General features: G+C 45.9%; 10 protein-coding genes. 6 read left to right on the top strand and 4 right to left on the bottom strand.

Translation table 11 applies throughout. From position 1 onward, the window contains the following. Positions 1 to 2,301, bottom strand: coding sequence for a hypothetical protein (locus AZI87_RS14360; protein WP_063208546.1), 2,301 nt, complete (start codon positions 2,299 to 2,301; stop codon positions 1 to 3). Beyond that, complete coding sequence (locus AZI87_RS14365; RefSeq protein WP_063208548.1) at positions 2,291 to 3,649, bottom strand: hypothetical protein; 1,359 nt, start codon at positions 3,647 to 3,649, stop codon at positions 2,291 to 2,293. Before AZI87_RS14365 ends, AZI87_RS14360 begins: the two co-directional genes overlap by 11 nt. A 121-nt stretch (positions 3,650 to 3,770) precedes the next feature. Between AZI87_RS14365 and AZI87_RS14370 the strand changes: the two genes are divergently transcribed. Next, a complete protein-coding gene (locus AZI87_RS14370) occupies positions 3,771 to 4,814 on the top strand; it encodes a glycosyltransferase family 9 protein (RefSeq protein WP_063208550.1) in 1,044 nt (347 codons plus the stop codon). Beyond that, complete coding sequence (locus AZI87_RS14375) at positions 4,811 to 6,100, top strand: 3-deoxy-D-manno-octulosonic acid transferase (RefSeq protein WP_063208552.1); 1,290 nt, start codon at positions 4,811 to 4,813, stop codon at positions 6,098 to 6,100. Before AZI87_RS14370 ends, AZI87_RS14375 begins: the two co-directional genes overlap by 4 nt. Positions 6,101 to 6,151: 51 nt before the next feature. Here the strand turns inward: AZI87_RS14375 and AZI87_RS14380 are convergent, their stop codons facing one another. Beyond that, positions 6,152 to 6,913 (bottom strand): substrate-binding periplasmic protein, encoded by a 762-nt coding sequence (locus tag AZI87_RS14380; protein WP_063208554.1) that lies wholly within the window; start codon positions 6,911 to 6,913, stop codon positions 6,152 to 6,154. Between the two features lie 178 nt (positions 6,914 to 7,091). Here AZI87_RS14380 and AZI87_RS14385 point away from each other — a divergent pair, with 178 nt between their 5' ends. Together AZI87_RS14385 and AZI87_RS14390 are read left to right on the top strand one after the other, a co-directional pair. Next, positions 7,092 to 8,225, top strand: coding sequence for a hypothetical protein (locus tag AZI87_RS14385; RefSeq protein ID WP_063208556.1), 1,134 nt, complete (start codon positions 7,092 to 7,094; stop codon positions 8,223 to 8,225). Next, positions 8,212 to 11,607 carry a hypothetical protein gene (locus AZI87_RS14390; RefSeq protein WP_063208558.1) on the top strand — a complete coding sequence of 1,132 codons (3,396 nt, stop codon included), beginning with the start codon at positions 8,212 to 8,214 and terminating at the stop codon, positions 11,605 to 11,607. Before AZI87_RS14385 ends, AZI87_RS14390 begins: the two co-directional genes overlap by 14 nt. On the opposite strand, the gene AZI87_RS14395 is transcribed toward AZI87_RS14390, so the two are convergent. Next, positions 11,604 to 12,344 (bottom strand): helical backbone metal receptor, encoded by a 741-nt coding sequence (locus tag AZI87_RS14395; protein WP_253696860.1) that lies wholly within the window; start codon positions 12,342 to 12,344, stop codon positions 11,604 to 11,606. The two genes, AZI87_RS14390 and AZI87_RS14395, sit on opposite strands and share 4 nt — an antisense overlap. Before the next feature lie 105 nt (positions 12,345 to 12,449). Between AZI87_RS14395 and AZI87_RS14400 the strand changes: the two genes are divergently transcribed. After that, positions 12,450 to 13,742, top strand: a complete 1,293-nt coding sequence (locus AZI87_RS14400; protein WP_063208560.1) for an enoyl ACP reductase FabMG family protein — start codon at positions 12,450 to 12,452, stop codon at positions 13,740 to 13,742. 2 nt (positions 13,743 to 13,744) lie between these two features. Next, positions 13,745 to 14,587, top strand: coding sequence for an MBL fold metallo-hydrolase (locus AZI87_RS14405; RefSeq protein ID WP_063208562.1), 843 nt, complete (start codon positions 13,745 to 13,747; stop codon positions 14,585 to 14,587). Positions 14,588 to 14,619: the final 32 nt, after the last annotated feature.

Consider the following 14,619-nt stretch of genomic DNA (forward strand, 5'->3'; position numbering starts at 1 on the left):
TTAGTTTTTAGGCTTGTTCAATTGATCCTTCAATGTTCCAAAGATACGGACGATTTCCATACGGCGAGCGTCGTCGATGCCCCACATTTTATCCCATTGGAAGCGCGCAAGGCCTCCCGCTCCTGGTATAGATCCTCTAAAGACGAGATAAGCAAAACCCTCTTCCAAAAGAGTCTCGGATTTTGTATCCGTGACGGTCTTAAAGAACGACATAAAACGCGGTGTGGCTGCGTAAATCTCATCCAACGAAAGCGTACTGCTGCCGTCAGCATCGTACATCACCATCAATCCTTCAATGTAGTGAAGAATCGTGACCATTGTACGAATATTCGCGGTTTCAACATAGCCGCGCTTTTGCGATGGAGCTTCCGAAGCCACAGCGAGGTGCCGATAAAACTGCTCCCAGTCTGCATCGTGCAGCCCACGCACATACTGAACCATGCCCGGAAGATTATTAAAATAGACATCAAAGTGCTTTTTAATCTGAGACTTAAAACACTCTTCTTTGATGAAAGCGTTTCCGAACACATCTTTTTCTTCAATCAAACAACCTGCGAGCCCCATGTGATCTTGGACCGCTTGCGCCGAAGAAAGACCCGCAGCCACCAAGGTGCTTACGAACTCATAAGTTTCGCTTTGATCCATCGTTTGATCGCCGTTGCCGCTGAAAGTAAAGAAGTTCGCCTCAAGGAAGCTACGCCCCCCGGAGTTGGCTGAGCGAGGGTCGAAAGCTTTTAAATCACGACCGATTTCTTGAAAATCATCGTACCAAGAAATCAAACCCGGTTGAGAAATCGAAGCCGAGGTCATGCGGCTGTTGGTGTTATCTCCCCAACCTAAAGTTAAAAGACGCGCCAAGGCTCTGACGAAGTTTGCTTTCGTTAAAGACTTCCAAGTTTGTTTCATATTCTTAGAGTTGCGAGCAATGATCAGTCGCCCTTGTTCATTGAAGCTGACAGGAGTTTCTTTCTTTAAAATCTCGCCGTAATCTTGCCAAGCAAGTTCTAGGGCCTTTTGTTCGAACGCATCGTCGACCAAACCTTTTTCAATTACAAAAGTGCGGTTGAATTTCTTGTAGGCCTGGTAAAGTTCGCCTTGTGTGTAGCCACCACCCATTTCGTCGTACTGAAGGCTGTCGACAAAACTTTGATGAAGACGCCAAATGTTGAACTCACGAGCAATGGTCGCCAAATGCTTACGCTCTAAGCCTTGAAGGTCGCGCGTATCCACTTTTCTTTCAGGATCAAGGACTTTAATTAGGACGGCACGATACGTTTTCTTTAAGGCTTTTGCACTGATGGAACTTGGGAACTTAGACGTCAGCTGTTCAATCAAATTGTCAATGTCACGGACAGCAATACGTCCCGTTGTTTTCATATTGTGCGAGTTCTGAATCAGCTGCAAAGACTGACCTAAGAACTGGCTCGCTTGGCGCAATTTACTGCGGTCGTCGAACTTCAAATCACTTAATGAGTAGTGGTACTTCAACGCAAGCTCATAAAGGTTTATCAGCGTGTCTAAACTCTCGCTCCATTGAAGTTTGCTTGTGAATTGCGCACGCTCACCCATCAGGATGTTTTTAACTGATTCAACAACCGGAATCCATTCACCATACTGATCGTAAGGAGCAAAAGGCGCCTCTCCTCGAATAAACTCGGAAAAACCTGCCAGAGCTTTTTTGGCATCTTCAAAACTATACTCTGATTTTGCGATCTGTGTTTTATCCAAAAGACGCTGCAAAGCCAGACGCAATTGATCGGTTGCAAGAGTGATCTGTTCCCACTCGGCCGCTTTTTGGGTCTTTTGATTTAATAAGATTTTTACGTGCGGCGCCAACTGAACGGCCTCCTCGCGCACGACCTTCAGGATCTCCACAAGGCGAATGATTTCTTCCTTCGTGATATACGTTGTTGCGCCACCTAGAAGAGCTTGTTTGATCTTCATCAGTTCCGCAGCAAACTGAGGAGTCACGTTGTTTTCTTTTAAGAAATACTTTCCGAAGAATTTACGCATTTCTTCAACCGTGTAAGCATTAGGCAAAGATCCAAAGGTGCGCTTATTAAAGTACAAAAGCGCTTCAATCATGCAGTCAGAGCCGTCACGAATATCTTTTTCTTGAGCGTCACCCACGGAAAATTTTTGCAGTTGATTGGGTAGACTTTGCAGACATTTAAATCTTGCATCTGAAAGCTCCATCACCTGAGGCTCTGCTTTTTTACCATTTAAGAAGTCGCTACAGCCCACAGATGTGAACGCCAAAGTAGCGGCCATCGCGATGTTGAGTTTGCTCTTAGAAAACATAAGCGGCTCCCAACATCAAGCGGTCGTTATTCACGAATTGCGCAATTTCATTTTGATTCGAAGCCGTCAATTCTCCCGCCTTCACCATCTGCATTTCGCCCACCAAGGACCAAATACCCGATAGACGGAAGCGTGCGCTTAAACGAACCAGGTCAAACTGGTTTTTATCTGAATGAGTGAAGCTGAGTTTTCCGATCAGACGACGATTCTTACGAAAAGCATAGTTCGTCATAAGAGAAATCTGCTGAGCTTGTTTGTAAGGATAGCGTGTCATTAAAGCCGCGCGATCCGGGTTCGCAAGCTCCCCTTCTTCACGCACATCTCCGCCGATAATATCTAAATGCTGAAGATTCACTCCCCAGCGCCCATTCGTCCATTCGACAAATGGGCTTAATAACACCGCATCTTCAAATACGGGATGAGTCCATTGCTCTTCGAAAATATCATCTTTATTGGGGCGATCATAAAGACCGCTGACACCCATGCGCACCTGATTCACTTTATAGCTAACATCCATTCCTGCCAGCGAGTGATAAAACACCTGCGGTTGAAGTTCGACAGCGCCCTTGAGTTGAGCCATGTCTAAGTTCCCGTCATAGCCGATCGCCAGTTGATTGGCGGGTTTATAAATATAGCTAAGCTGAGCCCGGAAGCTTTGCGGATCACCAAAAGAAATCTTGGCTCCAAAAGAGTTTTGCAAGACGACTTGGGTTTCATTCGGACGGTCAAAGTTATAATCGATAGCTGTGGCTTCGCTGAAAATTTTAATGCTTTCAGGAGGACGACGGAACCAAGGGTTCCCCTTCACGAAACTGCCGTTTTCAATTTCAAAACTAGGGCCTTGATCCGGCAAGAAAAGAGGCGACGCAAAAAGAACCAAAGTGTAATAAGGTTTATCGACTTGATAGAAGAGTCCGACCAGCCCCTGACGTTCTGGCTGAAGCGGGTTCCATTTAAAAAGAGGCTCCCACACACCCAAATCCCAGCGCGCATCCAACTCGTTCCACAGCATGCGTTTGCGACCAATATAGTAGGTTTCATTTTCGTTTTGACGACTTTGAACATAGAACTCAGAGATATTCAGATAGTTTAAAAGAGGGGCCCCCATAGCAACGCCACCTGCCACATCCATCTTAAGGACGTCCTCAGTGAATGGGTCGGTTTTTAACTGAGCGCCGACAAATTGATAGTTTGTTTTTTGCGTGGCTTCAAAGGTCGGGCTGATGAAGGAATCCGAAAATAGTCTCATCTCGGTTTGGACCTGGGCATGAGCCGGCGCTAAGTTCGCAATGAACCCCAACAAAGATGTTAAAATGGCCCCTAATATGGGTCGGACTCTGAAAGCCATGGGCCTCCTTCTTAGGGATATAGATCAAAGCCTGTGCCCGGCGAGGCCCACTTTATGAACCCGCCTTTTATAAACTTTTAAACAAGTGACCTTTTTCGGCGGCTTTGCTAGGATTTGTGGGATGTTAATACGGGATCCTAAAAGTGCTAAATTTTTAATCATTCGCTTTTCAAGCTTTGGCGACGTCGTCCAGACTTTGAGTGTTCCCGCGGCCATTAAAAAGACCTATCCCGAGGCGCAAGTTCACTGGGTCACCCGTAAAGACATGGCCTCTTTATTATTCAATCATCCCGCGATTGATCGCATCTGGGAGTTTGATCGTAAAGCGGGCTTAAAAGGCTTGATTCACCTATGCGCGCAAATGCGCCAAGAAGGTTTCACGCACATTTATGATGCTCACAACAACACGCGTTCTCGTGTGATCAGTTTTCTGCTTCGCCCCTTAGGTTTTGTGGGGTTGGGACCAGCCTTTATCCGTCGCTCGATTCGTCGTTGGAAACGTTTCTTACTATTCCGTCTTCGCATCAATACTTTTGAAATGCCCTTTTCTGGTCAAAGAGATTTATTAGAACCTCTCTTGCCTTGGGGCATTTCCAAATATGCGCCACCCGCACCCCAGATTTTCCCTAGCGAGGAAAGTCATCGCAAGGCTCATGACGTCTTGGGTGATTATGCCGGGTCTGTAGCCTTGGCGCCTTCGTCCGCCCATTTTTTAAAGCGCTGGCCAAAGGAGTACTGGAAAGAATTAATTCTTCTTTGTCCGGGTCAGAAATTTGTTTTGTTGGGCGGCCCTGAAGACTCTTTTATTGAAGACATTCATGATGTGGCTCCAGAAAGAACTTTGAATCTTGCAGGAAAATGCTCTTTGCAAGTGAGTTCCGCCGTGGTCGCTCAGTCCGCAGCTTTGATCAGTGCTGACACAGGTCTTCTTCACGTCGCTGAACAGTTAGGCAAAAAAGCCATTGCGATGATGGGACCTGCCCCTTTCGGCTTTCCGTCCCGTCCTTCGACACGCATCATGGAAATTCAACTTCCTTGTCGTCCTTGCAGCAAACACGGCCAGGGTCCGTGCGTGAATAAAGAAAAGTTTCATCAATGCATGGTGGATATCACCCCTCAGCAAATTGCTGCTGAACTCAAAATTCTGTTAGGTCGTTCAGTATGAGTTCTTTGATGTTTTATTTTTACAAGTTTGTTCTTGTTCCTTTGGCTTATTTTCTTTTGCAGCTATTCCGTCCCTTCTTGCAAGGTAAGCTGCGAGAGATGATCGAAGATAAAAATCATGGATTTTATAAAATAAAAAAAACCGGCGCAGAAAAAGACATCGCCGAGGCTCGCCCTTTCTGGATTCACGCAGCCAGCGGAGAAATTGAGTACGCGCGTCCCGTGATTCGTGAATTGAAAAAACAGCATCCAAACACTCCGATCCTGGTTACCTACTCTTCTCCTTCAGCAAAAAAGATTCTGGAGAGTCTGCATGACGTGGATGTGTGGGCGGCGCTGCCATGGGATCTGGATTTTGTTCTGACCGAATTTGTAGAGAAATGGAATCCACGCGTCTTGTTATTTTCTCGTACTGATGTGTGGCCGGTTTTGGTCTCGGTCGCAAAAAAGAAAAACATTCCGGCAGCCTTGTTTTCCGCGACGTTTGCGGATAATTCTTCACGCCTCAAAGGGATCACTCGCTATCTGACTCGCTATACTTTAAATCACTTGGCAGAGATCCATTGCGTTTCTGCCGAAGACATTCAAAATCTAGATGATTTAGGGATTGATGTGCCTGTGGTTGCCAGTGGTGATACTCGCTTTGACCAAGTCTTTCATCGATTGGAAAATCCAAAGGTTCTTAAAAGTGAATTGATTCCCAGCCCTGAAGATTTTATTTTTATCGCAGGCTCTACATGGCCGGAAGATGAAGCCATTTTACTGCCTGCTTTAGAGAAATTAAAAAACGTCTATATACGCATTATCATCGCACCTCATGAAACGACGGCGGCCCATTTGGAAGCGTTAGAAAAACAAATGACGGCTTTAGGACTTCGCTATGTTCGCTATTCTCAGGCGGATGTGTGGCCCGCAGGCTCCATTCTGATCGTCGATCAAGTTGGAATCTTGGCAGAGCTTTACACGTGGGGCGATATTGCCTTTATTGGCGGCTCCTTCAAAAAACAAGTTCACAGCGTGATGGAAGCCTTAGCTGCCGGCTTGCCTGTGATGGTGGGGCCTCATCACCGCAACAATCGCGAAGCCCTGTTTTATCAAAAGAAAAATTATTCATCAGGAATGATCGTGCAAGTGGTTCACTCCGCCGAAGACGTCGTCGTTCTACTTCAACGCATGAAGAAGCAGCAGTCGCAGATCCCCCACATCAAAGAAGAAATTCGCAACGAGATCGGTAAAAACCGCAACTCCACCCTGCGCGTCCTCTCCGCCATCGAAAAATTCGAATAGTGCCTGCTTCTTTTTTGGGTCTACAGTGCATCAATTGATGCACTGTAGACCTTAAAAAGAAGCAGGCACCTTTAAGGTGATTCCGTCGAGTTTTTGTTTTTTGTCTTTATTGTACTGATTGAAGGCCAAGTGCAGGCTTTTGTTTTCGACGATCTTTGGATTGATCGCGATCTTATCAGCGTACCCTGCAAAGTCGTTTTTTAAATAGTGTTCGGCGACTTTTAAATCCATCAGGACACCATCCACACTGCCTTGGACAAGTTTTCTTAACGTAGAATCTTCACTCAGAACTGTGATGGTTTTCAGATCGCCATTTTTTACAAGCGCATTGAATTCGGCCGTATTGCCATAGCCACGTGTAACGGCGAAGGTCTTGCCTTTAAGGTCTTTCAGTTCTTTCCAAACAAGAGGCTTGTCTTTGCGCTCAAGAAAAATAACCGGCGAATAGAAAAGACTTTGCGAGGCCGTGAAGCCTGGCAACACTTCATCTTTCCACGACGGAAAATAACCCACAAAATTCTTTTTACCGCCATTCTTCTGCGCCTGCACCCAAGGATAGAAAACAAATTCGATGATAATTCCTTGAGCTGCCATAGTTCTTCGTAATGCATCGGCTGCGGTGCCATTGCGATGACACTTAGAACAGGTATAAGGAGGCCAATCTAGAGTCGCAACCAACCAGGTTTCTTGGGCCCAAGCTGTCGTACTAACTAGAAGAGAGAAGAAGAACACTTTCCACATAGGAACAACATACCTGTGAGGCATGCTTGGAACAAGGAAGCTCTCAGTCTCAGGACGAGAAACTACTGACATCTTAGTCTCCGAGGATGACCGCATAGGAATCGAAGCGCTACTCACATAGCAAAAAGCGGCCCTGACAATTCACGGCAGCTGTACAAGCCTTATCTGCCAAGTCTTGTATTTTTGAAATGATTGGGCGAAGCCCGAGCACGGAACTTGAAATACTCCATAGCAGTTACTAGGGGTTGGCATGAATAAGTTTGTAACTTCAACAGTTTGTCTCATTTTGATACTGAGCTCACAGGTGTTTGCTCAGGGTCAAAACGTTTTGACTTTACCAGAGGCAAAACAAGATAAGAAGTTTTCAGCGGACTGGCGCATTCGCCTTTCTGGCTCTGACGTGCGTGATGACCAAAGCCAATCCAAAGTCGTCGATATCCGCACTGAAATCAAAGCAAAGTACAACCTAAGCTCTTCCCTTTTGCTAGATGTTCAACCTGTCTTACGTTTGCAATCAGGACAGACTCAAAGCGTGAATGGCGCTGATCAACCGGACAATAGAATCACTTTAAAGCAAGCGGCGGCTCAATACACGCCGTTTTCTTTCTTCCGTTTGACGGCAGGGGCTTTAGACCAAGACTATATGCACACCGCGATTCTTTTAGACTCTATCGCTTTCCCGGCAGCCCGTGCAGAAGGTGTTTTAAAAACTGGAAACTTTAAAACATTGTTGGCTGTTGAAACGGCAATTCCGACGTCCACTTCATTTAGCACAAACACGAAAGAGCTTGAGCCGACGCCGTCATTGAATACGGCCGCTTTACAGGTAAATTGGCAAGCCGCTCGAAATCTTTACTGGAAAAACTCTGTTGGTTATTTCATCTATAATAATCTTCCTTCGGCCGTTGCGGAAAAATCTCGTTTGCTAGGAAACGAAGTGAATAAGATCTCGGACGCTCAATACGCTTTCATGCACAAATATGAAGGTATCGAAGCCTCTACAGCTCTTGAATTTCCAGTGTTCAGTCTTTTGGACCTTTCTATAGGTGGTCAATACGTCCTGAATCAAAAAGCTCCTTCAGATGAAAACATGGGTTACCGCTATTACGTAGGTTCTGAATTCCACTTTACTAAGGGCTTAGATCTGGTTGTCGAGGGAAGTTACTTTTCTATCGCGCCAGAAGCCGCTGTGTCGTACTTCAATGCTTCGGGATTTGAAACAAACCGCATCGGTTACGCGGCAGAGACTTATTTATCGTTTAAAAAAGAAGGCTTTAACTTAGGCATTAAGTACATTGATGCCGAGGTGATGTTTTCTAATGCCATCCAATCACGCGAAAAGACTTTGTTGATTAAGCTGGAGACTTTCTATGCAAACATCTAAGATCACACTTGTAAAAGCCCTCTTAGGACTTTCACTATCGACTGTCTTAGCTGCGTGTAACTTACCCGCTCCCAAAGACAAAGAGATGGACAGCTCAACGGCGGCCACTTTCACGGCTCAAGCCATGGCGGATAAATCCAAGGCTCTTGAAGTGCGTGTTTCCGGAGACTTTGCTTTACCTTCTTCTAAAGTTTTCAATCTTCAAGCTTGCGTGAAAGATGTGGCTTACGACAAAGCGATCGCGGGACATGATTTCCTCATTGAAGACAACAATGTCAAAGTGACTAGTGATAAAGCCGGCTGCTTGACTTGGGCCGAAAAAATCAATTTTAACTTCTTGGGAGAATCTCAATACATTCGCATCGAAAGAAGAATCAAAGGTTTGGGTCTTCATAAAGGGATTCAAAAAGTCGCTTTCGCTATCAATCCTTGGTCACACGGCGAAAACTTAGCACCGGTTTTAAACCCGGATGACGGTGCAAATATTCCGGCCCTTGTGAATGGCGCCGAAGAATCCAAACAAGCTCTTAAAGGATTTTCTGCAGACAATAAAATGACGTCTCGCCCATTGTGGGTGGAAGACGGTCGCTTATTCGTAACAGAACAAAAATTAACTACAGCTGGCGTTGAACTTTTAGTGGAAATGCGCCCAACTCCATCCCTTCAATTGACAAAAATGAATGGCGAGATGGTGCTATATCCCTTGAAAGCTGGTTCATTCAAAGCCCGTCTTAAAATCATCCACATCTATCAGCAAGGTGGAAAGGAAGTTCGCCGTCTTTTGAGCGAATCCCCGATGATGGATGTTAAGATGGAAAACGCAAGTTTGGGCATTAAGTCCGTGATGTCTTTACCGGCAATCCCAACTCGCGGCCAATTGATGTTGGGCCTAGAGCTAGAGCCTGTGCAAGCCCCTCAAGGTTTGACAAGCTTTGACGGTATCTACCTTTTGGGTGAATACGACCAAATCAAGGGCGCGTCTTTCCTTCGCTTAAACACGGTGGTTGCACAAACAAAAGACTTTAAAATCGCAAACTATATCAATTCGACAATTGCGGATGTTGCAAGAAAGTCCCCGGTGAATTCTACAACGACAAGCGAATCTAAAGCTTCTGAGTCACCAGGCACGACATCGACTTCTTCTGATGATGAAACCACCTCTTCTTCAGAAATCGTTTTTGATTCGGATGCTTATCAAAAACCGAAAATTGAAGTTTCTCAGTTAGAATTCCGCTTCGTTCGCGTGGGACAAGAAAAAACGGCGACACGCGAAGTGTTTTATACAGTGAAAGCTTGTGTGCGCAACGGTTTGGACCAAAAGAATGCGCGCGCCCACTCCTTCAAAGTCACGAAGTATCGTCAATCCGAATCTGAGCCTGCAACAACAGTGACGGTGAAAACAGATAATAATTCATGCATCAACTGGGACGAAAGCATCACGTTTAAATATTTCGATTGCCAACGCTATCTTAAGGGTTTTGTGCAAATTGAAAATGCCGATTTGGGAATGAAAGAAAAGCTTGAAATCATCGTCAACCCTTGGGAATCGATGGGAGTTCTAGCTCGCGATATGCGCTATGTGGATCGCAGTGAAAAGCTGGTTTTAAGCTGTACACAAGAAAGCCGTCCACGGACCCAGGTGTTGGTCGAAGGTTTCAGCTACAACACACTTTCCTACAACTATGGCATTGATTCTTTATTGAACCTGACAGTCACGAAAAAGATCCAAGTTAAAATGGAGCCGCGTCTTTTGGTTTATTCAAGCCTTGCTAACGGTCGTGGCGAGTCCGAACGTCTTCGTGACGGCATCTATCTTTTGAAAATGGCCGTCGTGCAAAACCGCGACTATGATTCGAACAACTCTTATGTCACAGCGGCACAAAAGCTTGTGACGGTGATGAGTGGTCAAATCAACACAGAAATGACTTTCCAGACTCAAGATCTAAAGGCTTTAGGCAACCGCAACAACATGCTTGTGGAAATCTATCCTGTTGATGAACAAAAAATCGTTCTTGAAGGCAGCACTCTGCGCTTGAAAGATGACAAGACGACGTTGGATTCAGCTATTGATACAACGACAGGCCTTGAAACACCGACATTCATTGGTCCAGTGACTCTGAATATTGATGAGGCTTCTCGTCCATTGCGCACAATGGAGCCTTCTTCAGTGAACGCCTACTTGCTGAATGGTCAAGGCGACAATGCGGGTAATGGAAAATTCATCATCAACAAAATCGTGGCTGAAGGACAAAAAGTCGCCGCAGAAAAACGTCAAAGAATCCAAGCGCGCGCCGATAAAACTCAGTTTGCTAAGGAAAACAACCTTGAAATCATCAACGTGAAAAACGCTGATGAAAAAGCGCCTTTGGTAAAAGCCCTTGTCGGTTCAACTAAACTGGTTGAGCGCCTCATTGTGACGAAAGCCGACCTTCAAGAGATCATCGAAAAAGGAACGATTTCTCCAGCGACGGCACAAAAGCTTTGTGCCTTCTGGTCGAGCGACTTTTTTAGAACTATGCAGGCGGATAAAGGCGGCGTGATTTATGAAAACTCACGCATGGCATTCGGTATGGATTGCTACAATGCAGTTCGCAAAGATCCGAAACGTTTCTTCCAAACTGAAAAACACATCCTGGTCAAAGAAGTCGGTGGATCTCAATTCCAAAAAGGTTTCAATCAAGGTTTGACGGTGGGTACAAGCTTCTCGCTTTCGACTTCACACTCAAATTCAAAGAGCCGCTCGACAAGCATCACATCTAAAGTGGGTCTTTCCAAGAAATTCTTGGATTTATTCTCTGTCGGTGTGGATTTGAACTACACGCTTTCTTGGTCGGTGTCGGATTCAAATAACGCGAGCAACTCGATCAGCGTGAACACATCTACTTCCATGACAGTTCAACACAACGTCTTCAAAGTACGCGTGAACAAACACGAGCAATGCGCGATTGTGCGCTTGAACCCGACGTTGTTCATGAAAGATCCCAACGCAGGTTGGTTCACCGGCCGCCGCGACTATCTTTCATTCTTGAACGCGCGTATGTCGGAAGAAGAAATGGCAACTGCGGCGACACGTGGTCTGATGGTGTGTGACGGCGAAATTCGTCAGAATGCCATCGACATCACAGAAAATTACTACTTAATCGCTCAAGAGTCGAACAGCTCGCAAATGCAAGACAATGGCGATGCTCGCAACAGAAACTTCTTCATCGCTCTTCGCTCTAAAAACGACTACAACCGTTTTGTCTTGGCGATGAAAGGCGACGCGAAAATGCCAACGACGGCGACAAAAGAAGAAGATCCGGCAGTGCAAGCGGCCCGCAATATGGAGCAATTATTCCAAATGTCGGGCCCTGCTTATCCAGGAACTTTCTTAGCAAACTAAAGTGTTGTGAAGTGCTTTTCTAAAAATTCGAGGCTGCGGATGCCGAACCACGAGTAAGACTCCCCGTTCACCACAGCCCCTTCAATGCCGAGCTCTTTGAGTTCGGCTATTTTTTTATGAAATGGAAAAGGCTCAGAGGAAAATAGAAAAAACGCATCTTTCATCTCTTCTTCATCAATGACGGGATATTTTTCCCCTTCAGGGAACTCAACCAACGTTGCTCCCAGTTTTTCCAAGACTGAACCAATATAGGTTTCACGAGTCACGCCCATCCAGGGCTTTTTCCAGATCATGTACATGACCTTGTCATAAGAACGCGATGGTGGTTTTACCCACTCTAAAAAATCAGGAATCTTTTGGAAGTCCCATTGGCGGGCGGGAGCTTCGACAATGTCCAAGCACTTTACCGACCACTCCATTAAGGCGGCATTTTCAAAATGCTCACCGAGTCTTGAAAGTTCACTTTGCAAACTTGAAAGAGAGGAAACATGAGTCGCTAAATAAGGAACCGGGCACTCTTCGGCCATCTCCAAAGGATTTTCCTCTTGATCTAAAAGAACAAGATCGGGCTTTAAATCCATCACCAAATCCCAGGACACTTCTTTGGTGCCACCGACAATGGGAATATTCGTGATCATCTTTGGTGGATGAATACAAAAACGCGTGCGTCCAACGACGTTGACGCCTGCTCTTAATAATGTCTCCGTCCATGACGGAACCATGCTCACCACTCGCATTAAAACCTCTCTAGACAGATTACCCGCCGAGCCAAATTGAAGTCAAACTTGACCGTCCCATCGGCTCAGCAGACTATAGGCCCTTAACTTTGTGAGGTGTATTTTATGACGCAACTTTTCCCTCTTCGTGAAAAACCCGCTTTGAGTGCTTACAAAAAAGGCGATGTTCTTGTGCTTTTTGGCGAGCTCTTTTCCCGCGGTTACGCCAATGGTTTGGTCGAAGAAGCCGAACGTCGTGGAATGACCATCGTCCGTGCCACTGTAGGACGTCGAGAAAAAGACGGCTCTTTGCGCGCTTTGACAGCCGAAGAAACGGCCCTCATTCCTCAACCCTTCATCAATGTTCCTTTGGAAGCCGGTTTCGATATGGATGCGGCTGCAAATGGTGTGACTCCTTGTGATCAATTGAAAGATATCAAACTGAGTGATTGGGATAAGGCCGAGTTGGACTGGAAAGCCATCGACGAGTCTCAGGCTCATGGCGTGGCTCGCTTTAAGAAAAACACCGAACTTTTCATGAAAGAGTTAGAAAAGCATGTGCCTGCAGGTGCGAATGTTTTGTTTGCGCACTTGATGGCTGGTGGTGTTCCTCGCACAAAAATCATCATGCCTCTTTTAAACCGCGCGTTTAAAGGGACGGGCGACCGTCACATCCCGACACAAGCTTTGCTTGATTCTCAAATCGGTCAATTCTGCCTTAGAAACTTTAACGAAGTGACGGCAGAAACTTTCCGTCATTTGATCGAGCTTTCGGCACCTCTTCGTAAAAAATGGGAGTCTCAGGGTTCTCATGTTTCTTACACGGCGTATGGCTACCATGGCACAGAGGTCATGATCGGCAACCAATATCAGTGGCAAACTTACACGTGCTACTTCCAAGGCTGGGCAAAAATGGCTTTGGAAAAACATGCTGAAAATTTCTTCAAACAAGGTGTGCACTGCTGTGTTTACAACTGCCCAGAGATTTTGACGAACTCAAGCTCGGTCTTCCAAGGTGTTGAAGTATCACTTTATCCTTTGCTTGCAGCTATCCAAAAAGACGCTGGAGATAAAAAACACGCTGAACAAGTTTTGAGCGATTGCAAAAAACTTTTGAAAGACGATGTGACCTTTGAGCAAATCAAGTCGTTTACAGATGACTACTTGAAAAATCCGCTGACTTTAGAATTCACAAACTACGAAAAGTGGCCTCAACACTCTCGCCAAGACCAAATGGAGTACATGTTGAAGAGCTCAGACCATCTTTTCTCATTGCATAAAGATGAGAAAAATTTAATCACGGCGGTTTTGAGCGAAGTTGTCTTTAAATCCTGCGGCTATGTGATGCTTCATGATTCATGGCAACCAAAAGCGCCTGTAGCTTGGATTGGCCATGATCTTGTAGCACGCTGTATGTAATTATGTCGGTACAAGCTGGAGAAAGCTGGAGCTATTCCAAATTCAAATTTCACGGACTATCGCTGTCGGGCATCCGCACAGCGATAGCTATGCCCGAGCTTTCTTTAAGCTTTGATGTGGCCCAAGGCTACCCTTACCTTTTAAACTTAAAGCAGTACTTTATCACTCACGGCCACCTTGATCACGCGGCGGGAGTTCCCTACATCATCTCGCAAAAAGCCATGAACTCCCAAGAACCCGGGAAGTTCTATATGCCGCCATCTTTGGTGGAACCCCTCGATAAAATCATGAAGCTGTGGGAACAAATCGAAGGCCACCAATATCGCTACGAATTCATCCCCGTAAAACCCGACGACGAATTTCAAATCAACGGCAACACCTATGTGAAAGTCTTCCCAACCACTCACCGTATTGAGTCTTACGGTTACACCGTTTTTGAAACCGTCAAAAAACTAAAAAAAGAATACGTGGGCTTAAGCCAGGAAGAAATCATCGAGCTGCGCCGAAAACACATCAACGTCAACGAAGTCCATGAAATCCCGATGGTCAGCTTCACCGGCGACACCCAAATCGAGTTCCTAGACTCCAGAGACTGGGTTAAAAAATCAAAAATCCTCTTCTTAGAGGCCACTTACTTAGACGAAAGAAAAACCATCGACCAAGCCCGCCAATGGGGCCACACCCACATCGACGAAATCATCCCCCGCCTGGACGAAATCGAAAGCGAACAAATCGTCTTCATCCACGCCTCGAGCCGCTACAGCGACAAAGAAGCCCTACGCCTCATTCGAGAAAAAGTCCCCCAACGCCTCCACAACAGAGTCGTCCTCTACCCCGGCCGCTAAACACATACACACGACAAACGCGCCCATGCAGC

Origin of the sequence: Bdellovibrio bacteriovorus, assembly GCF_001592745.1 — a bacterium.
GTDB lineage: Bacteria > Bdellovibrionota > Bdellovibrionia > Bdellovibrionales > Bdellovibrionaceae > Bdellovibrio > Bdellovibrio bacteriovorus_B.